At 53.2% G+C, this 24,992-nt stretch carries 21 protein-coding genes; 11 read left to right on the top strand and 10 right to left on the bottom strand.

Translation table 11 applies throughout. From position 1 onward, the window contains the following. Nucleotides 1-37: 37 nt before the first annotated feature. The 4 genes from L855_RS14745 (at nucleotide 38) to sipA (ending at nucleotide 6,396) form a co-directional block, all read left to right on the top strand. Nucleotides 38-403 (top strand): response regulator transcription factor, encoded by a 366-nt coding sequence (locus L855_RS14745; RefSeq protein WP_159789251.1) that lies wholly within the window; start codon nucleotides 38-40, stop codon nucleotides 401-403. A 54-nt stretch (nucleotides 404-457) separates the two neighbouring features. Beyond that, nucleotides 458-3,217 carry a methyl-accepting chemotaxis protein gene (locus tag L855_RS14740; RefSeq protein ID WP_159789249.1) on the top strand — a complete coding sequence of 920 codons (2,760 nt, stop codon included), beginning with the start codon at nucleotides 458-460 and terminating at the stop codon, nucleotides 3,215-3,217. Nucleotides 3,218-3,288: 71 nt separating this feature from the next. Next, a complete protein-coding gene (locus tag L855_RS14735; protein ID WP_159789247.1) occupies nucleotides 3,289-6,114 on the top strand; it encodes a hybrid sensor histidine kinase/response regulator in 2,826 nt (941 codons plus the stop codon). Nucleotides 6,115-6,177: 63 nt separating this feature from the next. Next, entirely contained in the window at nucleotides 6,178-6,396 is a 219-nt protein-coding gene (gene sipA, locus L855_RS14730; RefSeq protein ID WP_159789245.1) for a regulatory protein SipA, read from the top strand. A 14-nt stretch (nucleotides 6,397-6,410) separates the two neighbouring features. Here the strand turns inward: sipA and rnc are convergent, their stop codons facing one another. The 3 genes from rnc to L855_RS14715 all read right to left on the bottom strand — a co-directional run bounded on the left by rnc (nucleotide 6,411) and on the right by L855_RS14715 (nucleotide 9,247). Further along, the gene (gene rnc, locus L855_RS14725; protein WP_159789243.1) at nucleotides 6,411-7,118 is read right to left on the bottom strand and encodes a ribonuclease III; all 708 of its coding nucleotides are present in this window, start codon (nucleotides 7,116-7,118) and stop codon (nucleotides 6,411-6,413) included. Between the two features lie 39 nt (nucleotides 7,119-7,157). Then, on the bottom strand, nucleotides 7,158-8,813 hold the full coding sequence (locus L855_RS14720; RefSeq protein ID WP_159789241.1) for an HD domain-containing phosphohydrolase: 1,656 nt from the start codon (nucleotides 8,811-8,813) through the stop codon (nucleotides 7,158-7,160). 158 nt (nucleotides 8,814-8,971) lie between these two features. Beyond that, nucleotides 8,972-9,247: a 4a-hydroxytetrahydrobiopterin dehydratase gene (locus L855_RS14715; protein ID WP_159789239.1), complete on the bottom strand. Its 276-nt coding sequence runs from the start codon at nucleotides 9,245-9,247 to the stop codon at nucleotides 8,972-8,974. 322 nt (nucleotides 9,248-9,569) lie between these two features. Between L855_RS14715 and L855_RS14710 the strand changes: the two genes are divergently transcribed. Then, a complete protein-coding gene (locus L855_RS14710; RefSeq protein WP_159789237.1) occupies nucleotides 9,570-10,295 on the top strand; it encodes a Uma2 family endonuclease in 726 nt (241 codons plus the stop codon). On the opposite strand, the gene L855_RS14705 is transcribed toward L855_RS14710, so the two are convergent. The 3 genes from L855_RS14705 to L855_RS14695 all read right to left on the bottom strand — a co-directional run bounded on the left by L855_RS14705 (nucleotide 10,292) and on the right by L855_RS14695 (nucleotide 12,595). Beyond that, a complete protein-coding gene (locus L855_RS14705) occupies nucleotides 10,292-10,969 on the bottom strand; it encodes an alpha/beta fold hydrolase (RefSeq protein WP_159789235.1) in 678 nt (225 codons plus the stop codon). The genes L855_RS14710 and L855_RS14705 overlap by 4 nt on opposite strands. Before the next feature lie 48 nt (nucleotides 10,970-11,017). Continuing rightward, nucleotides 11,018-12,277 (bottom strand): RNA-guided endonuclease InsQ/TnpB family protein, encoded by a 1,260-nt coding sequence (locus L855_RS14700; protein ID WP_159791123.1) that lies wholly within the window; start codon nucleotides 12,275-12,277, stop codon nucleotides 11,018-11,020. Between the two features lie 81 nt (nucleotides 12,278-12,358). Then, nucleotides 12,359-12,595 (bottom strand): hypothetical protein, encoded by a 237-nt coding sequence (locus L855_RS14695; protein ID WP_219729924.1) that lies wholly within the window; start codon nucleotides 12,593-12,595, stop codon nucleotides 12,359-12,361. 156 nt (nucleotides 12,596-12,751) lie between these two features. Between L855_RS14695 and L855_RS14690 the strand changes: the two genes are divergently transcribed. The 4 genes from L855_RS14690 (at nucleotide 12,752) to L855_RS14675 (ending at nucleotide 16,310) form a co-directional block, all read left to right on the top strand. Continuing rightward, nucleotides 12,752-13,171 (top strand): pre-16S rRNA-processing nuclease YqgF, encoded by a 420-nt coding sequence (locus L855_RS14690; RefSeq protein ID WP_159789233.1) that lies wholly within the window; start codon nucleotides 12,752-12,754, stop codon nucleotides 13,169-13,171. 15 nt (nucleotides 13,172-13,186) lie between these two features. After that, nucleotides 13,187-13,936 (top strand): tetratricopeptide repeat protein, encoded by a 750-nt coding sequence (locus L855_RS14685; protein WP_159789231.1) that lies wholly within the window; start codon nucleotides 13,187-13,189, stop codon nucleotides 13,934-13,936. Between the two features lie 76 nt (nucleotides 13,937-14,012). After that, nucleotides 14,013-14,882, top strand: a complete 870-nt coding sequence (locus tag L855_RS14680) for a Tab2/Atab2 family RNA-binding protein (RefSeq protein WP_159789229.1) — start codon at nucleotides 14,013-14,015, stop codon at nucleotides 14,880-14,882. A gap of 147 nt (nucleotides 14,883-15,029) precedes the next feature. Then, nucleotides 15,030-16,310, top strand: a complete 1,281-nt coding sequence (locus L855_RS14675; RefSeq protein WP_159791122.1) for a TldD/PmbA family protein — start codon at nucleotides 15,030-15,032, stop codon at nucleotides 16,308-16,310. Between the two features lie 16 nt (nucleotides 16,311-16,326). Here L855_RS14675 and L855_RS14670 read toward each other — a convergent pair whose 3' ends face one another. Continuing rightward, the gene (locus L855_RS14670; protein WP_159789227.1) at nucleotides 16,327-17,136 is read right to left on the bottom strand and encodes an SPFH domain-containing protein; all 810 of its coding nucleotides are present in this window, start codon (nucleotides 17,134-17,136) and stop codon (nucleotides 16,327-16,329) included. 162 nt (nucleotides 17,137-17,298) lie between these two features. Between L855_RS14670 and L855_RS14665 the strand changes: the two genes are divergently transcribed. Then, the gene (locus tag L855_RS14665; protein WP_159789225.1) at nucleotides 17,299-17,661 is read left to right on the top strand and encodes a hypothetical protein; all 363 of its coding nucleotides are present in this window, start codon (nucleotides 17,299-17,301) and stop codon (nucleotides 17,659-17,661) included. On the opposite strand, the gene L855_RS14660 is transcribed toward L855_RS14665, so the two are convergent. Further along, nucleotides 17,658-18,479 carry a tetratricopeptide repeat protein gene (locus tag L855_RS14660; protein ID WP_159789223.1) on the bottom strand — a complete coding sequence of 274 codons (822 nt, stop codon included), beginning with the start codon at nucleotides 18,477-18,479 and terminating at the stop codon, nucleotides 17,658-17,660. The genes L855_RS14665 and L855_RS14660 overlap by 4 nt on opposite strands. Before the next feature lie 159 nt (nucleotides 18,480-18,638). Further along, nucleotides 18,639-21,113, bottom strand: a complete 2,475-nt coding sequence (locus tag L855_RS14655) for a GAF domain-containing sensor histidine kinase (RefSeq protein WP_159789221.1) — start codon at nucleotides 21,111-21,113, stop codon at nucleotides 18,639-18,641. A gap of 599 nt (nucleotides 21,114-21,712) precedes the next feature. Between L855_RS14655 and L855_RS14650 the strand changes: the two genes are divergently transcribed. Continuing rightward, nucleotides 21,713-22,558 (top strand): pantothenate kinase, encoded by an 846-nt coding sequence (locus L855_RS14650; protein WP_246198887.1) that lies wholly within the window; start codon nucleotides 21,713-21,715, stop codon nucleotides 22,556-22,558. A gap of 72 nt (nucleotides 22,559-22,630) precedes the next feature. On the opposite strand, the gene L855_RS14645 is transcribed toward L855_RS14650, so the two are convergent. Next, complete coding sequence (locus tag L855_RS14645; RefSeq protein WP_159789219.1) at nucleotides 22,631-24,871, bottom strand: PP2C family protein-serine/threonine phosphatase; 2,241 nt, start codon at nucleotides 24,869-24,871, stop codon at nucleotides 22,631-22,633. Between the last annotated feature and the right edge of the window lie 121 nt (nucleotides 24,872-24,992).

Genomic DNA, 24,992 nt, shown 5'->3' with positions numbered 1-24,992 from the left:
TAAGTCCCATCCTATCCGCACTAATTCTCTAAACGCCATGAAACATATATTTGTTGTTGAAGACGGTCACGCTGAACAAAAGATGATGCGGGCCTTACTAGAACAATCCGGATTTCAAGTGACCCTCGCCAGTGCCGTTGACGAGGCTTGGGAAAAACTCAAGTCCATGACCCCGCCTCATCTTTTTATTTTAGATATTGTCATGCCGGGAAAAAGCGGTTTAGAATTGTGTCGAACAATCCGCGAAAACCCTGAGCTGAAAGATACCCCCGTGATATTTTGTAGTTCCAAAAGTGAGGAATTTGACCGCTTCTGGGCCCTGCGGCAGGGGGCGCAAGCCTATTTGATTAAACCCTATGCTCCCAAAGAACTCCTCGATGCGGTGTATCAGCATATCCAGTAGCCTGTCAGGTTGACTCTCCCTGGCATCCCTGTTCTCCCTACCCCCAGCTCCAACATGTCCGATCGCCCTGTCCGATCTCTGTCCGATAGTTCCCCACCTCGGTCGAATCCTTCGCCTACCGAAGCGGCTGAGGGGGACCCGCTCCTCGAACAACTGCTTGACGCGAATCGCCGTGAGCAGTCTGGAGACTTGACGCAGGCGCGATCGCTCTATGAAGATCTCATCGAGCAAGACCCAGATGGCTTTTACGGCATTAGTGCCCGCAAAGCACTTAATCATCTGGGCGAGAGCAACCCAGCTATAACTGCCCCAGCAACTGCGTCCTCCTCCGGGGCCTCTGGCTCAGGAGATGGCTTGTCCTCTCTCCCCCAAGCGGCAAAAGACTGGTTGAGTCGGTGCTGGCAAGATCTCAGCTTTACCCACAAACTCACCATCCTCCTGGTGAGCGGTTCCGTGATTCCGGTGGCCATCACCACCCTCTTTTTGGTGGCCCGAACTCAGGAGCGGGTTCAAGAAGACTTCCTCGCTCAACTCAACTCCGATGTCGCCAGTTGGGGAACTGACTATGTCATGTGGACCGAGGATGATAGTTTCACCGAAGCTGAAAACCTTTCCCAACTGGTCGCCGTGCGGGATATTAACCTCAGCAACCCCCAGCAAATTGAACAAGAACGCCGCTATCTCGATGCCCTAGCCACCGAAGCCTTGGCCGCGGGCGATCGCAACCGTGCTGATACCACCAAGAGTTTTCGCATTCTCACCGATGCTCAGGGCAACACCGTCGCCCAAGGGATTAAAATCCATACGTCCGCCCTCCATGAATCCCCCTATCCCCCGGTTCCTGAGCCAGATCGTGAGATTTCCGCCGCTGAATTTCAGCGCATCCAGACGCAACCGGGAATCGCCCTGGGGGATCTCGATATTGTGCGAGCAGCACTCGAAACCGGTCAGCCGCAACGGGGCATTGAAATCCTCCCGTCAGGTATTATTAGCCGCTTAGGCCTCGAACCTCAAGCCAAAATTCCCCTGAGAGAGTCCCTGGCCCGGATCACCCAGCCGCCCCCGTTGCCCCTCTCACAACGGGACTTTGCCCTGGATGTAGATGACTTCCAAGCCGGATTAACCACCGTCGTAGTCTTCCCAGTGCGTCTGGAGGGGGCGATCGTGGGGACTACCATCGTCGGGGTTCTCCATAACCGACATCACGCCCTTCTCGATGAATTTCAGCAGCTTTTTGGCGCTGAGGCCCTGTCGGTCTATGCCCAAGATTGGCGGGTCAATACGAATATCGATGCCGGAGATGGAACCCGAGCCATCGGCACCTTGGCCCCTGCCCCGGTGGTGCGGCAGGTCTTGCAGGCAGGACAGGATAACGTCTCGTTGGTGGAAAACATCGATGGTAAGAATTATCTCACGGTCTATCGTCCCCTGTATGACCATACCCGTCGCACCAATCCTGAGGTAGCCCCCATTGGCATGGTCTCCGTGGCCCGACCCCAAACGGAACTCGAACAACTGGTGCGCGCTCAACAACTGCTGGGGTTGGCCGTTGGCGGCGGCGCGGCGTTGATTGTTAGTGGCATTGCCATCGTAGTGGCTAAAGCCTTTGCCAAATCCCTAGAAGACTTGGCTGCCTTTGCTCAACGGGTGGGTCGGGGCGAGCGAGGGGTTCGGGTTCACAGTACGGAGCGGGCCGATGAAATTGGCATTTTGTCTCAGGAACTCAATCAGATGGCGGTCAGCATTGAGGTGAATATGGCCTCAGTGGAACAGCAGGAAACCCTCCGTCGCCAGGAAGCTGAACAGCAACGACGGGAAAAAGAACGGCTGCAACGGGGAGTGATGAATCTGTTGCTGGAAATTGAAGGGGCGCAACGGGGGGATTTGACGGTTAATGCGGCGGTGACGGATGGGGCCGTCGGTTCCATCGCCGATGCCTTTAATACCACGATTATTCGCTTGCGGGAACTGGTGTCTCAGGTGCAAAGCATTGCCAACCAAGTCAATGACCTGGCCTCGAATAATACCCCGGTGATGCAACAGTTATCTCGGGATGCGACGGTTCAGGCTCAGGAGATTAGCCGCACCTTGGGGACGGTGGCTCAGATTGTTGAGTCAATTCGGGTGGTGGACCAGTCCGCTCAACAGGCGGCGGCGATCGCCCAGCAGGGGGCAAAAACCGCTCGCGATGGGGAAGAAGTGATGGACTTGACGGTGTTGAGTATTAAAAACATTAGTGCCGCCGTGGCTGAAACCGCCAGCAAAGTCGATCGCCTCACGGACTCCTTCAAGCAAATTTTACAAATTCTGACGATTATTTCGGGAATCTCTGAACGAACCAACCTCTTGGCTTACAATGCCAGTATTGAAGCCTCCCGGGTTCCTGGGGAATATGGTCAGGGCTTCCGCGTGGTCGCCGAAGAGGTGCGTCGCCTGGCGGGACGAGCCACGGAAGCCACCCGCAGCATTGAGCAAATTGTCGAGATTATTCAGCAGGATACCGTGGAAGTGCAACAGGCCATGGAAGTGGGTAAGTCAGAAGTGGCCGAAGGAACGGAACGGGTGGCTCAAACGAAACAAACCCTGAAAGGATTGGCAGATCTCAGTCAAACCATTGACCAATATGTTCAAGCCATCTCGCAAAATACCACCACGCAACGCTCGGCCTCGAAACAGGTCAATCAAATGGTGGAACAGGTCTCGTCTATGACGGAAAATACGTCGGCCACGGCGCAAACGGTCACAGAATCCCTCGAAGAACTGCGCCAAGCCGCTGCCACCCTCAAAGATTCGGTGGCTCAGTTCCGACTCTAACGATTCAGTCACGATTCACTGCCCTGTAGGGGGGAAACGTTTTTTGCCCCTACTCACTCACCAAAGTCCTTATGAATTATAGTCTTGATCCGTCGGTGTTGGCGGCGATCGCCGAGGAGGCCCGACAGTGTTTCCTAGAAGAGGATGCCCCGGTCTATTTGGAGGCGTTGCAACAGGGGCTGCAACAGTTGACTGCGGGCCAGTCCCCTGACTATCAGGCTCTGATGCGGGCCGCTCACTCCGTTAAGGGTGGGGCGGGGGTAGCGCAAATGCCGGGGTTGAGCCGTTTGGCCCATCCCCTCGAAGACCTCCTCGAAGCCTGGAATGAGGGCAAAATTCAGGGAGAGCAACAGGAGACGGCCCTCCATCTGTTGCAAGAGGGCCTCGAAACCCTCACGGACTTGTTGGAGTCGGCTCAGGCTCAGGGGATGGATTTGGAACCCGATGCGACCCTGCTCACGGCGCTGAGGGAGTTTCAGGCGCAACTCCAAGAGACAGAGCCTGAGGCGCGTTCAACCCCATCGGAGGGTCTCTCCCCCGGTAAGCGCCGGTTGATTCAACAGGCCCTCACGGTGGATTTGGAAACCTGTTTACAGACCCTAGAGACCCATCTTAAGGAAGAGCAGCCCAATTTGCCCGAGGCGATCGCCCTATTTCTCGATGAATGTCTGTTACTCGGTGAGGCCTATGGCTTGGATTGGCTGGTGACGATCATCGATGAGGCCAGTCCCCAGTTAGAGAAGGGGGGGGAAGGGGTACACCAGGATTCCTCCTTACAGGGTCTAGCGCAGCAGCTTCTGACGAGCGTGCGATCGCAACGAGAGGCCTATCTAGCCCACCTCAACAGCGATGATGTGCTGGGAAAGTCCCAGGGGGGTAGTTCCCCCAGTGCCCCAGTTACCCCAGACTCCTCTACCGCCGCTGCTGCGGAGACCACGGCCCGGGCCGGTAGGGGTGAACTGTCTTCCGTCCCCACTGCCCCCTCCCTGCGACAACAACAGTTACGGATTCCCCTAGAACGGATGGAGTTAATGGGAAGCTTGGTGGGGGAGCTGATTGTCTCCCATGAGCGTCTCACCCTACAACAACGGCAACTCAGACAGGCTAGCCAAACCCTACGGCGCATCGTCCAGCAAGTGAAACCGGTTCGAGATGATGTGCAAACCCTCTACGATCGCCTCTCCACCCTGGACCATTCTCCCGACCCGGAAGCCGCCAGCGAGGAGCCTGGGGAGTTTGATTTATTGGAATTAGACCGCTATACGACGCTCCATAGTAGCTTACAAACCTTTGAGGAGTTGATCGCCCAGGTTCAGGAAACCCGCCTCGATATTGATATTGTCAGCCGTGAATTAGCTCAGGATCTCGGGCAAGTCCGCCGAGATTTGGATCATCTCTATGACGAAGTCACCACCTCACGCCTCGTTCCCTTTAAGATCTTCGCCGAACGCTTTATTCCCCAGCTCGAACGGCTCAATCGCCGCTGTCAGAAAGCTTCTCGCTTGGAGATTTCTGGGGAGAATGTCCTGGTCGATCGCATCTTGCTCGAACAGCTACAAACCCCCCTCACCCATCTGTTAAATAATGCCTTAGACCACGGGATTGAGGCCCCGGAAGAACGCCGCCTGTTAGGGAAACCGGACCTGGCCCAGATTCACCTGGGGGCCCGTACCGAGGGCAGTGAGGTGGTGATTACCATTGCCGATGATGGTCGCGGCATTAACCTCGAATCGGTGTACCGTAAGGCCGTCGAGCGAGGGGTGTTGGAGGCGGGGGTCTCGATGAGTCGGTTGCCCCGAGGGACGCTGCTGAATTTGATTTTTGAGCCGAGTTTTTCCACGGCGGATGCGGTCAGTGATATTTCAGGCCGGGGCGTGGGGATGGATGTGGTGCGGACTCAGGTGCAACAGTTGCGGGGAACAGTGGAGGTGGATACGATTCCCTCCAAAGGAACCACCTTTACGGTGCGGCTACCCTTGAGTTTAAATTTGCTGTCGGTGTTGCTCTGTCAGATTGGCCAGCAGTTGGTGGCCATTCCCAGCGATACAGTCTTGGATGTGTTGCCCTATGATGATGCGGTGGGTGTGGGGCAGCTGTTGACCGCTCCCGAACGGTTGACCCCAGGATTGGCACGGACTAAACCCCTCGAAAGACCCCCAGAGACGGTAGAACAGTCCATGACCTGGCGTGGCCAGGTGTTGTCCTTGGTCCCCCTCTGGGATTTGTTGCCCTACCCCAATATGGGGACAGTGTCTCATCGGCCGCGAGTGGTGCTGGTGCTGCGGGGAGCGGCGGAGCCTCTGGCGGTGGCCATTGATCGCATTGCCGATGAACGACCCTTGATTCTCAAACCGTTTGATGACACGGTAGCGATTCCTCCCTATCTGGCAGGCTGTGCCATTTTGGGGACAGGGGAGGCGGTTCCTACGATTTTGCCAAGATTTCTTAAGGAGACCTTCGTGACTCCCCAGACGGGGGCTGAGTCTCCATCTGGGGGGAGTTCACGAGGGGGAGAGGTGCCGACGATTTTGATTGCCGAAGACTCCACCGGGGCCCGGCGATCGCTCGAACGGATTTTGAGTTCTGCTGGCTTTGCGGTGGTTCCTTGTCGGGATGGACAAGAAGCCTGGAAAAAGTTAGAGCAACGACAGGGACAGGTGGATTTATTGGTGACGGATATTGAGATGCCGATTCTCAATGGCTTTGATTTGTTGGCACGGATTCGCGCGCATGGCAGTTGGTATGGCCTACCAACCATTGTCTTAACCTCCCGTACGGGCGATCGCCACCGCCAAAAAGCCCAAAGTTTGGGAGCAAATAGCTATCTTGGGAAACCCGTTGCTCCGGCGGAACTGTTAGCAACGATTGAGCAGCTTTTAATGGTTGACCGCACTTGAGTTGACAGGGCACTGTTCACTCCTGTTAACTAATAATTATTCATGTTTAATGATTAACCGATTATGGCTGAGTTGACTGTGGGGGCAACCGTGCGGTTAGTGAGTCGTCCTCCTTACCTCAAAACAGCAGACCCCATGCCGATGCTACGTCCCCCCAATCTTCTCGAGCTTGGCACACAAGGCGTGGCCATTACCCGTAATCCGGGGGGAACCTGGACGGTTAAGTTTGAACGAGGAACCTATCTTTTAGATAGCCAATATCTGGAGTTGGTGGACGCTTGAGCCGTCTGGCTTTACTAGGGCATCAATCCGTCTGCTTTCAATTGCTGGAGTGCTTCTTGGGCTGCTTGTTTTTCTGCCTTTTGCTTGCGTGGGCCAGTGCCGGTTCCCCAGACCTTTCCCTGAATCAAGACTTGGACGACAAAGGTACGGTTATGGGGTTTTCCTTGTTCTTCGACAAGGCGATAGGTTGGGGGAACCCCATGCTGGCTTTGACCCCATTCTTGTAAGCGACTTTTGGCATCGGTGATGAGATTGCTCAGTTGTCCGTCTAGGTCGTTATTTTCTTCGAGTTGGGCGATCGCCCGCTTCAGTAAGGGTTCAACAAACTCCCGCACTGCCTCAATTCCAGCATCGAGGAAATAGGCCCCAATCACCGCTTCAAAGGCATCACTGAGAATTGAATCTTTCTCAGTGCCGTTTGCCTGCCGTTCCCCTTGTCCCAGTTGAATCAGGTCATTCAGTCGAAGCTGTCGTGCCAGATGTGCTAAGTGAGGCTCGTCAACCAATTTTGACCGAAGTTTTGTTAGTTGTGCCTCGCTAAACTCAGGATAGGTTTGATAGAGAAAAGAGCCACTAATAAAGTTGAGGATTGCATCGCCTAAAAATTCTAACCGTTCATTATTTTCAACAGTTTCAGACGATTCGTTGGCATAGGAGCGATGAATGAGAGCCTGGTCTAATAGGGTTGGATTGTTAAAGGTAAGACCGCTCAGTTCTGTCATGATATCTCTGCTTTTACCGTCATTGAGGTAGTCCCCCGTTTAGGACTCATTGCCATCATCCCTAATTTCTGGGAGGGGGTCTAGGGTATGACCCAAAATCCTAAAGACTTCACGTTCCTTAAATAGAGTTAGTAAATCGGCATTGACATGATACTTGCTCGCTTCTTGATCTAAAATTGTCAATGCCTCACGAACCGACTGCCCGGTTTTATAGGGGCGATCGCCAGCGGTGAGAGCATCATAAATATCAGCAATGGTCATCATCTGAGTTTGCAGGGGAATCTCTTCGGCTTTCAAGCCTTTAGGATAGCCACTGCCATTGAGTTTTTCATGATGAGCAAACGCAATTTGTGGAATATTGACTAAGTTTTGCGTCCAAGGAATTTGATTCAAGAACTCATAGGTTTGACGAACATGGTCTTCCATCTGAGTTCGTTCTTGCTTCGTGAGATTGCCATATAACACCCGCAGTTGCTCGAACTCTTCTGCCGTAATCAAGGGCTTAAAATTCCCGTCGATATCGCGATAGTGGTGCTGAGCAATCTCATCGAGCAACCCTAAGCTGTCATCCTCTAACCGTTGAGGCGTATCGGCTAACTCAATAATTTGCCAATAGTGATCCAGTTGCCTTAACTGTTGCGATAATTCCTCATCCAGTTGGGCGCTTGCCTGACAATGGGAGCATGTCTCGGGCGGGTCTTCTGGGTCAGTGTCAGGGAGCAGATGGCGATACTTCGCCTGTATTGCATCGAGTTCTAGGGTTCGTCGGGCAACCCCAAAGCGATGACGAATCACATCGAGTTGATAGGGATAGAGTTTCTTCTCTTTCACTAGGATGGCTTCAGGAACACCAATTTTGCCAAAATCATGGAGTAAGGCAGCATAGCGAAGCTCCTGTTTTTGGGACTCACTGAAGTGAATATCCTGCCAAACCCCGGTATGGCTCTTGTTCACCTCTTCCATGAGACGAACCGACAACTGAGCAACTCGTGCCGAATGGCCTGAGGTACAGGGGTCTCGCATTTCAATGGCCTGGATTGAGGTGCGAATAAAGCCCTCAAATAATTGTTCGATATTGGTTTGCAGATGATTTCGCTCAATGGAAATTCCCGCCTGACTGGCAAGGAATTGCACAATTCGACGTTCCCAGCGAGTATAGGGCTGAGTAGACTCGACAACATTGTCTGGACGTAGGATGATATCAGCGCGAACTTTACGATTGAGCAGTTGTAGAACACCGATGGTTTCCCCATGGCGGTTACGCATGGGAATGGCCAACATCGAGCGGGTGCAATAGCCAATATCGACATCAAAGTTGCGGTTGAAGCGATAGGGAGCGTCATCGGGGGGACGATAGGCATCGGCAAGATTCAGAGATTCCCCCGTTAACGCCACATAACCGGCGATACTCTCCTTCGTCAGAGGCATCGCAAACTCCCGGAACGAGACGGAGGGACGGGAGTCATTTTGAGCCGCCTTAAACAGCAAAACGGGAAACTCTGGGCAACTGCGATCGACTAGATAGAGGCTACCGGCATCACTACAGGTCATTTCCCGGCTTTTGCAGAGAATCAGATCTAGCAGTTCTGAGAGGTCGTAACGGCTCGATAGAGCGGCTCCGATATCAAACAACTGCTCAATGAACTGGAGATGCTCACCATCATCACTGAGAAAGTTAGGATCAGGAACTACCATCGTTATATGGGGAGGAACTGGCCACCGGGAGGAGCTGCCAAAATCATAGCACTCAGAGCGATTTTGGTTCTCACAGGCTTGGCGATCGCCCAGGGTAATCTCTCCCGGCTAAGGTTGACCTATCCTAGCGGAAAATCTGACTCTGTGAAGCGCCCTAATCAGAGTGCCGAGATCGTTTTGGCCATCTCAAAGTCACTCTCCGTCAATCCCCCGGCATCATGACTGGTGAGGCTGACGGTGACCTTGTTGTAGGAAATGCTCAAATCGGGATGATGTCCGGCGGCTTCAGCCGGTTCGACCAGTTTGTTGACAAAATCCATCGCTTGCAAAAAATCTTTGAACTCAAAGGTTCGTTTCAGTTCTTTACCTTCAACCGTCCAATCTGAGAGTTGGCCAGCTTTGCTTTGAATCTCGGTGCTACTCAGTAATGCCATAGTTTATTAACTCCTTGATGGTTAGGTTTTTTGAGATCTCGGTCTTAGGGAGCGATTCATCTCGGTGTGGCTCATGCCGAGTTCACGCTCACCCTGGTTAGAAATTAACGTATCTCTTTAAGAATTACGAGGGGTGACCGATTATCTTAAAAAATAGACAGTTTAAATTAGGCGGTGTTTATGTATAAATCTATTTACTCAAAAGGATTATTGATTGCAGAGTTAGTCTTAGTTGATTTGACTACACATAAGGAGAAGAGCCAGGCCGTATAATCGAATTAGGTTAATCCATTCGCCCCTTCTACAAACGGCACGAATCGTCATGTTAGCAACCTCCCGCTCCTACAACGTGACTTGGGATCTGTTACCGGATGATGCGGTGCTGCCCGACGAGCCTGTGGACAAAATCAATCAACCGGCTTTAGCGGCCGCCCTCACCGAAAGTCTCCAGCTTGCGGGACGACTTCCCGAGACAGCCCTGGCTTCGACGAACTACGGCATTTGCGCCACCCTAGACGGGCAGTTGGTCATTAAAGCGCCGGACTGGGCCTTTATGAACATTACGGTGACCCGAGAGGAGGTGGTCCGTAGCTACACCCCCAACCTCCAGGGAGATCCTCCTGTCTTAGTGTTAGAGTTTCTTTCCAACCAAGCGGCCGAGGAATATTCCATCAAAGAGACCTATCCTCCCGGTAAGTTTTTCTTTTACGAGAAAATCCTACAGGTTCCCAACTATGGCATTTTTGACCTGGAGTCGGGAAGCTTGGAACTCTACCGCCTCGATGAGAACCAAGCCTATCAACTGGATTCAGCGGATGAGAATGGCCGTTTTTGGATTCCTCAGATGGAGTTGTTCCTCGGGTCTTGGCGAGGATGCCGTGAGAATCGGGATAGCTGGTGGCTACGCTGGTGGGATGAGCAGGAGCAACTCCTCCTGTGGGGCATTGAGCAGGTTGAGCGAGAGCGGCAACGGGCTGATGCCGAGCAGCAACGGGCCGAGCGACTGCTGGCCCAGTTGCGGGCCGCAGGCTTAGACCCCGAGGATTAAGGGGACGGCTGCCGCTGGACGAAGGCGGCGGTCTCGCGAACAAAGGCTTCGGGTTCTTCGTAGGGCATGACGTTTCGCCCAGGAATCACGGTTCCTTGAGCATTGGGGAGTTGGCTGAGATAGTCCTGGAGACGCTTTTGGGCAGAGTCATTTTTGCCGCGCTTGCTGATGCCAGATGCGGCTTCCCCGAATAGTACCTGAACCGGTTGTTGCAGTTGGCGGATGGCGGGGCCGTAGTCTTGACGCGAGAAACCGGCGAGGAAGGAAAAGACGGCATGGCGACTGGCGACATCGGCGGCCCCTTGCTGCAAGGTGTCCAACCAGTTCTCATCCACGTCCTTGGCTTGGGCAAAGAGTTTGTCTTGAGAGAACGATCGCAAAAAGGCTTCTCGGCGGGCATAGCGGTAGAATGCCCAGCCTAGGGGGGTATCGAAAAAGAGGTTCCAGAGGAGTTGATTTTGGCTGGGTTCGCTGGCACGAGTCATGACTTCCCAGGCGGGGGGACCCGACAAGACGAGGCCCGCTACGTGGTTGGGGGCTTGTTGGGCCAGGCGTAGGGCGACGGTGGATAGGGCCCCCTGGGCGACGAGGATGACCGGCTGCTGAATCACAGTTTTGAGGAAATGGTAGAGTTGGTTCGACCAATCCTCGGGACGATAGGCAATCCGAGGCATCTCGCTCTCGCCGCAGCCGAGTAGATCGGGAATTTGACACTCCCCAGCCTAAAGGCGTGGGGATTCTTCCTTCAACGATCCGACTTGCCCTGACAGGTTTGCACCAGCCAAAGTAGCGGTCAAATCTCCAGAAGCGTTTGGGTCTAAGACCCAAGTTCCGGTATGCCCTACCGTACTTAAGGCAGCGTTCAGGATGTTGATGGCAGCGTTGTGGTCTCTGTCTAACTCACAACCACACTGACAAACGTGAGTTCGAGTCGAGAGACTTTTCTTGACCACCGTGCCGCAACTCGAGCATTTTTGAGAGGTATAGGCAGGGTTCACCGCTACAGTTATCCTGCCGAATTTCACTCCAAAATACTCTAACCATTTCCTAAATTGATACCAACCAGCATCGTGAATCGACTTGGCGAGACAGTGGTTTCTCACCAGATTCTGTATCCTCAAATTTTCGTAGGCCACCAGATCGTTAGATTGGATTACGCAACGCGCCAGTCTCTTGGCGTGTTCCTCACGTTGCCGACTTATTTTGAGGTGTACTCGTCCGAGTCGATTGACGGCTTTTTTTCGGTTAGCAGAGCCTTTCTGTTTTTTACTCACCCTTCGGTGAGCGCGTTTGAGCTTTTTCTCGGCGTTTCGGTAAAACCTCGGGTTCGGTTCGCACTCCCCGTTGGAATCGGTGTAGAACTCAAGGAGTCCGACATCTAAACCCACGGTATTTCCTGACGGTTTGAGTTCTTCTCGAACCTCTACTTTGACGCAGAACTGAGCGTAATAGCCATCGGCTCTGCGAACCAGTCGAACCCGTTTGATTTGTTCTGTACCGTAAAACGCCAAATCCCAAGTTCCAATTAACTTGAGTCGTCCGATCCCTTTCTTGTCGGTAAAGACAATGTGTTTGGGGTCGAGTAACTTCCAACCGGAAGTTTTGTACTCGACAGAACGACCGTTTTTCTTGAACCTGGGATATCCTTCTCTTGGTGCGCGTTCCCTGGCGCCGTACGACGGCGCGGGGTCGCACCGCTTCTTGCCAGGAACAGACTGGCGACAGTTCTCGAAAAATCGAGAAATTGCCGACCAAGCACGTTCTGCTGAAGCTTGACGAGCCGTGCTGTTGAGTTCTCGAGCAAAGTCATACTCTCGGGCGAGTACCCGACAGTACTTGTTAAGGTCGTATTTGTTGACCCCAGGGGTATCCATCCAATAGCGCAGTGCCTTGTTACGAACGAACTGTGCGGTTCGGATCGCTTCGTCAATCGCCGCGTATTGGTGGGGCTTCCCTTTGATTTTGAACTCAAGAACAAGCATCGCACCGTTGGCATCGGTTGTGCGGACAATCTTGGCACAAAAAAGCAGGATTGTCAAAAGCCGTCCTAGAAGGACGGGGTTTTAGACCCAAAATTTTCGATAAAGGGGATTGGTTTGCTCCTGACGTTGCCATTCTTGGCAGAAGCGTTGCCAGAAGTGGCGGGATAAGCCAACGCCAATGGGATGAATCAGTAGTAGGGGGATTCCCTGCGATTGGGGAGGATGTTGCAGGGAATAGGCACAACGGTAGTTCCGCCAGTGGTAGGTTTGGCTAGGGAGAGTTTCCATGGGGTTGGCGTTGGGAAGCGTGGTGGGCATAACTGGCTGGGGGTTGCACGTCAGGTCTGGATCTATGCTATACAATCCTTAACAGTTAAACCCATACTTTCGGATTCGGCTCGGCTTGCTCATGGATTGCAAACTTCGTTTAAAGGCCCTGAACGTCCTGTTGACGCCCCCGTTTTGATGCCCTCTATGACAGCGAACTCCTTAAATCACTGCCCCCTCCTGGGATTTGATCCAGGCCGCGATAAGTGCGGTGTGGCTGTGATGGGGGACGGTGGCGAGGTGTTGGAGGCCCAAGTCGTGCCGAGCGATCGCGCCCTCGATACTCTCAAGGATTGGGCTAATCGCTTTCAAATCACGACTTTAATTATTGGCGATCGCACCACATCTCGGGAGTGGCAAACTCAGATTCGCCAACAACTTCCTCAGCTGACGATCATTACGGTTAACGAGCAAAATAGTACCTTAGAGGCTCGCGATCGCTATTGGCGTCTGCATCCACCTCGGGGATTTTCTCGTCTTATTCCCCAAGGGTTGCGACTGCCGCCTCGACCGATTGATGATATCGTGGCTATCTTACTGATAGAACGCTATCTCAGCTTGCCCTAATCAATGATGTTGCCCATGAGTCTTAGTCCCAAGGTTCGCACGACCCTGACCCTCGGTCTCGGTTTGCTGGTGATGGCCGTGGCGTTCTCAGTACGCTCTCGCAGTTTGACCGAAAATTTAAGTTCTGATTCCTCCGATGCGGTGAGTTCCTCCTGGCGACAAGAACAACTGCGTAAATCAGCATTGAGTCAGCCTTATTTGAGTGCGATCGCCCAAGCACAAACCAGTTTAGAAGTTGAGGACTATGAGACGGCGGTGGAGAACTTTAGCCGCGCGATTAGCCTGTATGGTAGTACGGCGCGAGGCTATCATGGACGGGCGATCGCCCGCTTGCAACTCGGCGACTACGAGGGGGCTATTGCTGATTTTAGCCAGGCCCTAGACTTTGACCCAAACGATGTCCGCACCTACACCAATCGCAGTCAAGCCTACGAAGCCATCGGCGAAATCGAGTCGGCCCTGCGGGACTACAACCGCGCTATCACCCTCAACCCCGAGTATCCAGAGGCTTACTTCAGTCGAGCCAGTCTCTACTTCCAACTCCGAGACTATGACGCGGCCCTAGACGACCTGAATGAAACCCTACTCCTACAACCCGAGTCCGCCAGAGCCTTTTATAATCGGGCCATGGTCTATCTCGAACTTGATCGGCTAGAGCGGGCCATTGCGGATTTAGAAACTGCCGAAGCCCTATTCCGCAAACAGGATGATTTCGCTTCGTCTGAATATACGCTCAACACCCTCAAACGCCTCAATGGGCGTTAGAGGAGATTTGGCGTTGCAATAGCCCCTATGATGGAACTGTAAGCACGTTAGAAATTTGGCAATTTAAACATTTGGCATGGGAACTGTCTGGGAACTCGACTTCTACTCCCGTCCTCTGGTGGACGAAACTCAAAAAAAACGCTGGGAACTGCTGATTTGCGAAAGTCCCTTATCGGTATCGCGATCGCCTGAAAGCCTCTTTCGCTATTCCCAATACTGCTCTAGTAGTACGGTGAACTCCACCTGGCTCAAGGAGGCCTTAAGCCAAGCGATGGCCGAAGCCTCGACCCCCCCGACGAAGGTACGCTTTTTTCGGCGACAGATGAACAATATGATCGTCAAGGCCTGCAAGGATATGGGGCTAGACGCTCAAGTGAGTCGCCGCACCTTAGCCTTGTACCAATGGCTCGAAGAACGGATGACGACGGTCTATCCTCAAGATCCTGACTACGAAGAAGCGGCCGTGCGATCGCCCTCAATCCGCTATGAAATTCAAGCGCCTCGTCCCCTTCCCGATGCCCTAGAAGGGAAAAAATGGGCCATGGTGAGCCTGGCGGCGGCTGATTTCGCCGATTTACCAGAATGGACGATTGATTTTGGCGAGTCTTTTCCATTGGAACTGTTGAACCTCTCCGGGGATACGGTGATTCCTGGCTTAGTCATCTACTCCCCCCGTGCTTTCCCCATCGCGGCTTGGATTTCAGGGTTGGAACTCGGCTTTATTAAGTTTGTCCCAACCCCTCGGCCCCGTTTGATTTTAGAAACAGAAGATGACTCGAGTTGGGTGTTAGCCGATCTAACGACGGAGCGCAGTGTCAACGATGCGAAAACCTTTGAGGAACAGAAAGGCAATGCCCAGGGTGCTCATTTCCTAGCGGTTCAATCCTCCCCGGAGGTGGAAGCCTTTGCCGGTTTCTGGCTGCTCCCGGAACTGAACTTACGCTGAGGCTGATTTAGGGTGTTGAGTCACACAAAATCTGAGTCATACAAAATAAGACAACTCGACTTATCAAAGCTTTGATTTGACTTGTTTTTTTACATTTGTTTTGTCTATTTTGTATTGTTTTTTATGCTGTAGCCGGTAGCTTCCGTGATGATCGAACAACTCCTAGATTTAGCCCTAAAACAGGGTGCAGACGCGGCCGAGGTCTTTCAATCGCGATCGCACGCTCGTCCGGTGTATTTTGAAGCCAACCGCCTCAAACAACTTGAGAGTGTGGAGTCGGAGGGAACCAGTCTGCGAATCTGGCGCCATGGACAACCGGGCCTGGCGGTGGCCTATGGGGAGGTTTCCCCTAAGGACTTGGTCCGTCGCGCCTTGAGCATCAGTCACCTCAATCCGCCAGAAGCCCTGGATTTACAGACCCCCTATCCCAGTTCTAATCTGGATGTGGGTCAAGCGGTCTCTGTGGAACAACTCCTGAGTTGGGGCCGCGAGAGTATTGAGCAAATCCGGGAGGGCTATCCAGAAATTCTCTGTACTGCCGCCTGGGAATGTGATCATGAGGAAACTCACCTGGCCAACACGGCGGGACTCAACTGCCACTATACGGACATTACCCTCAGTAGTGATCTGGCGGTGGAATGGGTGCGAGGGGATGACTTTCTCAGTGTCTCCGATGGGGAAAGCCAACGCGATCGCCTCAACCCCTCCCATATCACTCAGCCGATTTTACAACGGTTGGCCTGGGCCAAGGAGAATGTGCCTTGTCCGAGTGGTCGCCTCCCGGTGCTGTTTACGGCTAAAGCCGCTGATTTGCTTTGGGGAACGATCCAAGCGGCCTTAAATGGGAAACAGGCCCTGGAACAGGCTTCACCCTGGAGTTCTCAACTTCATAAACCGGTGCTCTCTCCCCAGATTACCCTGTCCCAACAGCCACACCTCGGTCCTTACAGTTGTCCCTTTGACGACGAAGGAACCCCCACTCGTCCTTTAACCTTCATCGAGGAGGGTGTGTTACAGCTCTTTTATTGCGATCGCCGGATTGGGCGGCGCTTGGGAAGTGGGAGTACTGGGAATGGCTTTCGTCCGGGACTGTCGAGTTATCCCACGCCGGGATTGTTTAATTTGATGGTTGAGCCAGGATCGGGGTCGTTGGAGGCGTTAATCGCTCAGTTAGATCAGGGCCTGATTGTGGATGAAATTCTCGGTGGAGGCGGCGGCCTATCGGGAGACTTTTCGGTCAATGTGGCTCTCGGCTACCGGGTGGAGAAGGGCCAGGTTCTAGGACGAGTCAAAGATACGATGGTCTCGGGCAATGTATACACCGCCTTACGGGAGGTGATTCGCCTGGGGGGAGATGCCCGCTGGAATGGCTCCTGTTACACCCCTTCGATAGTAGTGGACGGACTTTCGGTGACGGGACAGGCTTAGATTTCTTAAGTTGAGGTTAACTCTCCTGGGACCCGTTCGAGCGAGGACTGGGGTGGGGCAGGTCCTCCCCGAGGATGGGGCCGAGGGCTTCTGAGAGAGCTTTGGGGTCCATAAAGACGACTTTTGAGTTTTCACTTTGACTGAGCTTAAAGCTGGAGTCTACATAGCGTTGGGTCATGAAAAAGTGGAGAATCTCTCGGGCATTTTCACGGGACTCTAGGGCGCGGGCAATGTAGCGCATATATTCAGCGGTTCCTTCGGCTTCGAGAATCGAGGCCCGTTTCTTGATTTCTGCGGCTCGTTCAATTTCCATCGATTCTAAGACGGTGGCGGAGGGGTTAATCTTCTGAATATCAACCCGTAAGACTTTCACGCCCCATTCATGGGTTTCATCTTCAATTTGTTCTAAGAGAACTTGGTTGATTTCCGATCGCGCCGTCACAGTACGGTCGAGTTCCCGTCGTCCAATTTCGGCGGCAATAATGGTACTGACACGGTTTTGTAGGGCGGCGGCGACATCCTCAATTTCATAGTAGGCCATCTCTAGGTTAAAGATGCGCCAGTACACCACTGCCAAGACTTCCAAGGAGACGTTATCTTTTGTGATGGCAAGCTGAGGCTCAATGCGACAAAACTGTTCGCGGGTGGTGTCTTCCCAGACGATACTCTCGATGACGGGGGCCACAAAGCTTAATCCTGCCTCTAGGGTGCGATCGTATTTTCCTAAACGCTCGACGAGGGCGAGGTTTCCTTGATTGATGATCTTAATCCCGGCGACGGCATAACCGATGGCCGAGAGCAGGATGGCAGCCAAAATAGAGTTCATGGGTTTGTTTGGGAAGAGATGGGAGCTGAGCGGCGATAGGGGTGCAGTCTGAGGGCGAGAGATTGGGGTGACGGAGACGGGAGTGGGATATGATCAATGAGGGGTCTGTGAAACCCTCCCAGACTTATGTTGGCACTTTTGAACTCCACTGGATAACAGCGAATGATGAATGATTACGACTCCCTCTACGTTGGTTTAGTTCGCAATCTTTCTAAACGAAAACGTCAGGCTCTTTCTGAAGAACTCGAAACCCTCATCGAAGCGATTGAGAACGAAGGCTATACCTTTGCGGATCTCATCGGTGCGGTTCGTGATATCTTACGCCGTCGCAAGTCGGGGGGCTACTGGACTGATTGTAGCACTGACCTCGATCGCGCTTTTGAGTCCGCCCAACGGGCCCAGGAGAAGCGTGAGGAGCGCGATTTACGGGAGTTCCGTGAGGAACGGGAGGAGGAGCGCGATCGCATTCAGGAGGAGGATGATGACGCGGATTGGCGGGAACGGGATAACCCGCTGGTGGGCTAACGTGCGGGGTTGTCGAGGGTGAGAAAGTTCTCTAAGGCCTCAGTCATGCGCGGGGGCCAACGACGAACCCCTCGCACCCAGTCCAAATCGCGATAGCGGCCATCCAATCCAGCGGCGGCTACCCAGTTACTTTCGGCTTCTCCCCGTTTCCCCATCTCCCATAAGACGGCGGTGAGGGCGGCTCGCATATCGGCAAACTGAGGATAACGGCGTACGAGATTTCGCATCTCTTGCAGAGCGTCCTCGGCCTGTTGGTTTTGGTAGAGGGCCAGGGCGTAGTTGGCTCGGGCCAGGGCGAAATCAGGGGCCCGTTCCATGGCTTGGCGGTAGTCGGCGATCGCCCCAGACCAATCTCCCTGTCCGGCTTTGGCGTTGCCCCGGTTGTTGTAAGCGGCGACGTCATCGGCTGATCGCTCTAAGACGCGGTTATAGTCAGCGATGGCTTCAGACCAACGCCCTAGGGCTTCATAGGCGGTTCCTCGGTTGAGATAGGTATCGGGGAACTCGGGAGCCAGTTCAATGGCGTGATTGTAGTCGTCTAGGGCGGCTTCGAGCTTGTTTTGGCTCACCCGCACGTTGCCACGATTACTCCAGAGGGCGGGGTTTTGGGGGATTTGTTCGATGAGGGCATTGAGGAGGGCTTCGGCTTCTTCAAAGTTGCCCTGTTGGGCAGCCTCGCGGGCGCGATCGCTGATCTGTTCGAGTTCCTCGATGACGGCGTCACTGAGGGATGGCTCGGCTTGGGCGTTGGCGGGGTGTCCGAGAAGTAACCCGAGGCTACAGAGTAGGGCCAGCAGTAGGCTGAGGATGGGGGCCATGGCCCCTGAATTGCCCTGTAACGTTCTACATAAATGTGGAAGCTGTGGTATCTGAATCAAGCCCATAGACGCGTCCCAAGTGTGAGATCTCTGAGGGTATTAATATAGCAGTTGGGAGTTCTCCGTGGGGTCTCGCTCCGGTTTCGCCCGAGGCCCCGGCTAGGTGCAGTCCCGGCGATGAACGGGTAACTCGATACAAATTTCAGTCCCTGAGTTAAACGCCTCGTTCAGATACAGTTTACCCTGATGACCCTGGACAATCGCTTGATAGCAGGTGGATAGCCCGAGGCCGGTTCCTGAACCCACGGCTTTGGTGGTAAAGAAGGGATCGAAGATGCGATCGCGAATCTCTGGGGCAATCCCTGGCCCGTTATCGGCAATAGAGACGCGAACCCAATCTTCTGATAAGACCTCGGTTCGTACGCGAAGCTCTCCGGCTTGCTCCTGTTCGTCTAGGGCATCTAAAGCATTTTCAATTAAGTTGAAAAAGACCTGATTGACTTGTCCAGGATAACAGGCAACTTGCGGCATCTCTTGGCTATAGTCTTTCTCGATTGTGAGGTTGGCATGGAAGCGCAGCCGCAACATGGATAAACTACTTTCTAGGCATTCATGGAGATTGACGGGCTTGATTTCAGCTTCGTTTAAATGGGAAAATGTTTGCAGCGATCGCACCACATTATGAATTCGCTCACTCCCCTCACGCATGGACTTGAGCATATTCGGGAAATCTTCCTGAATATAGTCAAAGTCTAAGTCTTCTTTTAAGGTGATGGCAGTGTCAGTGTTTAACGATGCCAAGCCTTCCAGGAGTGAATCGCCATACTCTTGAACATAGTGTAAATTAGCAAAAATAAAGTTATTCGCGTTATTGATTTCATGGGCGACTCCGGCAGCCATTTTGCCCAATCCTGAAAGTTTTTCAGTTTGGATTAACTGCAACTGAGTCGATTGCAGCCGGTCTAGGGTAGATTGTAATTCTTGGGCTTGCTTTTTGGTTTGATTGTACAACTCGGCTTGTTGAATACCAATAGCAATTTGTTCTGCTAATTGCCCCAATAAAGAAATTTCCCCCTCTTGCCATTGACGAGGTTCGTCACAGGCTTGGGCGAGGAGTAATCCCCATAAATAGAGCTGTCCTTGTTGACAGTGGGTGGGTTTGGTGACAATGGGAACAATCAAGTTGGCCTTGACCGAAATACTACTTAAAAACTGACGATGACAGTCGTCAAGTCCGGGGTCATTGGCAACATCATCAATGGCGCGAACTCGCCCTTGTAGATAGAGTTGACTATGTTCTCCACCAAAACAATCATCACAGGTTTTTTGATGAATAATCGACCATTGAGGCTGGCGAACATCCTCAACCACTACATCCCCATCCCATTTCCCCTGTTGACCGTTGATAAACTGATACACCACCACGCGATCAGTATCTAATAGACTTCGGATACCGGTCACAGCCGTTTGTAGAATTTCTGGCACGTCTAAGGTACTCCGCACTCGCTCAGTCATGAGCCGTAAGAGGGATTCTCGTTCAGCCTGGGCCTGAGAACGGGCAAATAATTCTGCTTGTTGAATGGCGATCGCAATCTGATCCGACAGTTGCAACATTAAATGGCTTTCCCGAATACGCCAATGGCGGGGACCCCTACATTGATGCACAATCAGAAGCCCCCAAAGTTCTGGGAGATCTCCTTCTTGATTTTGACCGATGAGAATTGGAACAATTAAATTGGCTTTAACATCCAAATTTCTCAAGAAGTTGGCATGACACGCATCTAAATCTAAGTCGGTGTCAATGTTATTGATGGCCCGGACTCGTCCTTCTCGATATAAATGGGCATATTCCCCAGAGAAACAATCATCGGCTCCCATATTTCCGAGGACAGATCTCCAAGACTCGGTCACATCTTCAACGACAACTCGACCTTTCCAGTCATCCTGAAACTGATAGATGACAACGCGATCGGCCTGAAGCAGACGGCGCGCTCCTTCAACGGCTGTTTGCAGGATTGTCTGAGCATCGAGGGTATTCCGAATTTTGTTGGTGACTAACCGCAAAAAGGCTTCTTGGGCGGCCGCCTCCTGACTGGTTTGGTATAAGCGGGCCCGATCAATAGCAATCCCTAATTGACGGGCCACCCCTTGCAAGAGTTGGGCTTCCCAGGCTTCCCATTGGCGAGGGCGATCGCATTGATGCAGGCCAAGAATACCGTTGACTTCACCCTGATAACGGGTGGCGATGGCCAACATGGACTTGATTTGTAGGGACTCCAGGGCGTCTCGGGCTTTAACCCCTAATCCAGGAAATTGGAGCATTTCTCGCTCACTAACCGGTGTATCTTCAGACATTAACGTCTGAATATGGGTGTTATCCTGGGCTTCAATTTTGAGGCCAATTTGGCTGGGATACTCCCCATTAATGTATTCACCTCGGGTCACTAAGGTATCCCGATTGCCGTCTTCTTGCACAATAACACTGGCCCGGCTACAGTTGAGGGTCTGACAGAGGAGACGACAGGTGGTGTTCAGAATCGCTTCAAGTTCTAGGGTACTACTGAGTTCTGTGTTGATTTTGTTAATTAGGTTGGCCACTTGAACTTGACGTTGCAAGTCCAACGTTGAATCCATTGTTGAATCCCCTGGTGTTTCTGGGGTGGTTTGGGATGTTTGCTCTAACTCCCCCCCGCTGACAGGGTTAGAGGAGGGTCTATTGACGGGGTCAGACCCTTTATTGTGGCGCGGGTTGGTGGAGGGAAGGGAGAAAGACATAGGGGATTCAGGGGTACTAAAACATTGAGGATTACGTTAAAGTAAATGCCTCATGACGGAGATGAGGGAGATTTCAGTGGTTTAACCGCGTGCATCCTGATGCGGCGATGTCTATCGAAACGGTAGCGCAGGGCATAGCTGATTTCCCCTTATTGTCCTTAAAAAAATGTGAACTTGCAACTGGGATCGCCGGTTATATCCTTTGCCAATCCGTGATAGGTTACATTTTGCTCGGACAACGTTGGCAAAACGGAGTCGATCCGTCATGGTTATGGTTTTGCATCATGGACTAGATAACCTAGTAGCCCAGGGACTCTGGGGAACGGAAACAGCCTGTCAAGTCGGTCTATCGGGGGTCTATGACCTAGATAAGTGGCGCGGGGCAGGAATATCCAATCGTGAGGTTGGGAGAGCCTGATGCTCTACCCGCTAGGGTGAGCATCGGGAGGATGTCACGAATGATACGTCTAGAATATGACTCAAGAGAGGAGGAGGTGATGAGTCTGGCTCACCAAGGTGACGAGCGAGAGGCTTGGTTGGCGATCGCCCTGGGGAACTCGCGCCTGCATTGGGCCCGGTTTGAGGCTGGGGCGATCGCAGCGATGGGCCATAGTCCTCATTTTAGAGCGTCTGAGACGAGGGCATCTCTGGCACAACGGCAATGGTGGTCATGGTTAAGGTCAGGGATGCCTCTAATCGTCGCCAGTGTGGTTCCCCAACAGCTTCAACTGCTATGTCAGTTTCTGCCTGAGACCAGCCCAATGTACAGTCTGACAACTGATTCCCTTCCCTTGCAAGGACTTTATCCTGGGTTTGGTTTAGATCGGGGCTTGGCGGGGTTAGGGGCCGGGGAACGTTGGGGCTTTCCGGTTCTGGTGGTTGATGGAGGAACGGCTCTGACGCTGACGGGGTTTGACGGAGGGCGATCACTAGTTGGAGGGGCGATCGCCCCAGGGGTGGCGCTACAATCCCGGGCCTTGTGGGAGGGGACGGCGTTACCCCAGACGCACAACTCCCAAGATTTAGGTCTTCCATCTCGTTGGGCTTTAGAAACCGGCGAGGCAATTCGCAGTGGCATTATCTATACGTTATTGGCGGGGGTTGAACAATTTATTCAATCCTGGTACCAGCGGTTTCCGGATAGTGCCGTGGTGTTTACGGGAGGAGACGGGGCGATGTTGGCGGCCGGTCTCGGCCAGCTTGCTCCCGAGTTAGGGTCAGATTGGCAGGTTGATCCTGAAGTGCTGTTTTGGGGGATGGCGGCGATATGGACCCACAAAAAGACAGTTCAAAATAAACAATAAAATCTTGAAAGCCTTTTATTTTAAATAATCCCAGGCAGCATGGTTGTATTGTATTGGTGGCTAAAGAAGCTCCTATTCGTCGTCATTTCTATCGTCATTACAGCTTGGGGGAATCTCCTCAACTAAGGAAAATTCTGCATCCTTGAGATTTCCTAAGGTTACCCAACCTCCGACGGGGAAGGGCAAGACGCTACAGGGAGTCAGTTGTAACCATTCTGGGGAGTCCGAATCAGGACGCTGCATCGTTTCAACAATGAAAAACTGATTTTCATTGGGAAAGGTACGGGGCGGAGCGGATGTGCCTGGAGTGCTATAAAGCTCGATGGGACGGTTGAAACGCAGGATATCACCGACACCGATGGGGGTGGGATCTTCAAGTTCAGCGGCAATTCCCTCCTCTTCAGGCACAGCCGTGGGGGCCGCGTCCGGTTCTGTGACCCCATTGTCAGACCCCTGTTGCTGGCTGAGGGCATAGGCAACGCCTCCGAGGACTCCTGCGAGGAGCGCAATCAGCAGGGTCATTCGCAGCCAGTTTCGCTGGTTGGGTTTTGGGGTCGGCTGAACTTCAGTTGGGGCAAGATCGTTTGAGGTGGGGGTTTGGGTTTCGGCATCGTCCTCATCGCCGAGGAAGCCCACGGTTTCATCTCGATCTGGCGGCAGGGAGCGGGGTAGTTTTTCGAGGCAGTTCAGTAGATCTTGGGTTGAGGGAAGATGGGTGGGCTTTTTTTCAACGCTGAGGTGAAGTAGGGAAATGGTGACATTGTCATGGCCATTTTGACTGTTGGCAATCTCGATGAGTTTGCCCACAGCTTGCTGAAGGTTGGTTCCATGATTGAGCAGGGGCTGAATCTCCCGTTGCCAAATGCGCTCAACACGATCATAGTCGCTGAGTCCGTCGGAACAGAGCAGACAGATGCAATCCTCGTCGATGACAAAGTGGGTGGTGGTGGGGTGGAGGTTGTTGGAGGACCCCATGCCCAGGGCTTGGATGAGGGAGCCGGCGGCGGGTCGTTGTAGGGCTTCTTGATAGAAGGCGTAGCCAAGGCGCACTTCACGACTGGCTACGTCGTCATCGATGGTGATGGGATAGCAATTATGACGGGTGATGAGATAAGCGCGACTATCGCCGATATGGGTGATGTAGAGGTCTTGTTTTTGAGCTAGGGCCATGACAAGGGTGGTTCCCATGCGTTGGCGACCATGGCGTTGTTCTTGGTTGTTGCGATCACTGATGGCATCGTTGGCTTTGAGGATGGCATCTTCAATCCCTTGCAGGAGGTGGTTGCGCTCGGGGGGACGGCGACGATCGCGGAAGGGACGCAGTTGTTGTTCAACGACGTGGATGGCTAGGTTGGAGGCGATATCTCCCCCCTCATGACCGCCAACGCCGTCACAAACCAGGGTTAGGGGATATTGTTCGGAGCTGCCCCGTTGACCGTTGACGGGATAGCAGGCATCTTCGTTGCGGGCGCGACTGGGGCCGCGATCGGTACGAGCGGCGACTCGGGTTTGGTAACGGTGGCGATCGCCCACCTTTTGGATGGCCCGTTCGAGGGCGGTGATGAGTTGGCGATCGCTTTTAATGTTGCCTTCGATGAGGCGATGGCACAGTTGGTTGAGGTAGTCTTGGATGGGGGGAGCGGTGCGTTCGATGAGACCACTCCAAAAGCGACCGAGGCGATCGAGGGTTTGAGGATGCAGATCAGCGGCGAGATGGGAGAGGCGCACCATGCCCCCTTCGACTCGCAGGCGATCGTAGTCCAGGAGACTTGAGGCGACTCCTTCTTGGCAGCAGGGTTGCCAGAGACGGGCCATTTGCCAAAGCCAGTTGAGTTGACGCAGGGGGGAGGCGTCGGCCCATTTTTCTTTGAGGCTCGGTTGCAAGATCCAAACCCCTGAGGGGCCGCAACGAATGGGGGCTTCGTCCAGGAGCCAGATTGAACGCCCTTTGAGTTGTGAGGGGGCCCCGGCTCGTCCGTAGAGTTGGGGGACGTGCCAACGGTAGGGGAACAGTCGTAGATAGGGTTCGAGTTGGGGGGGGACGACTTCGGGTAAATCAGGGAAGTTGCCAGGGCGGGTATCGAGGACGACGCGATCGCCTTTGTGCCAGTAGCGATCGCACCAGACTTCGCCGAGATCGAGGTCATCCCAATCTCGACTCAGTTGGCTATCGTCGGGATCGCGCAGGACCATTGCCCAGAGATAACGCTTGGGAAGGGGGGTTCGACAAACTTGGCAAAACTCGTGGCGTTCGTCATTGACAGCCTGACAGGTGGGATTGGGGCAGTACAACTTTGCCAAGTTTTCTTCCATGAGGCTTGTGCAGGGCAAACAGTTCAGCTGCGGATTGCGTGACCGCTTCACCATTGTAGCTCTCTCTTGCTAACGGGATAGATTCCCTGGGGGAGATTTTGAGGGTGTGTCCTATGGTATA

It is taken from the genome of Sodalinema gerasimenkoae IPPAS B-353 (assembly GCF_009846485.1).
Classification (GTDB): domain Bacteria; phylum Cyanobacteriota; class Cyanobacteriia; order Cyanobacteriales; family Geitlerinemataceae; genus Sodalinema; species Sodalinema gerasimenkoae.
The sequence above is the reverse complement of the archived record's forward strand: the minus strand, read 5'-3'. Positions and strand labels throughout refer to the sequence as shown.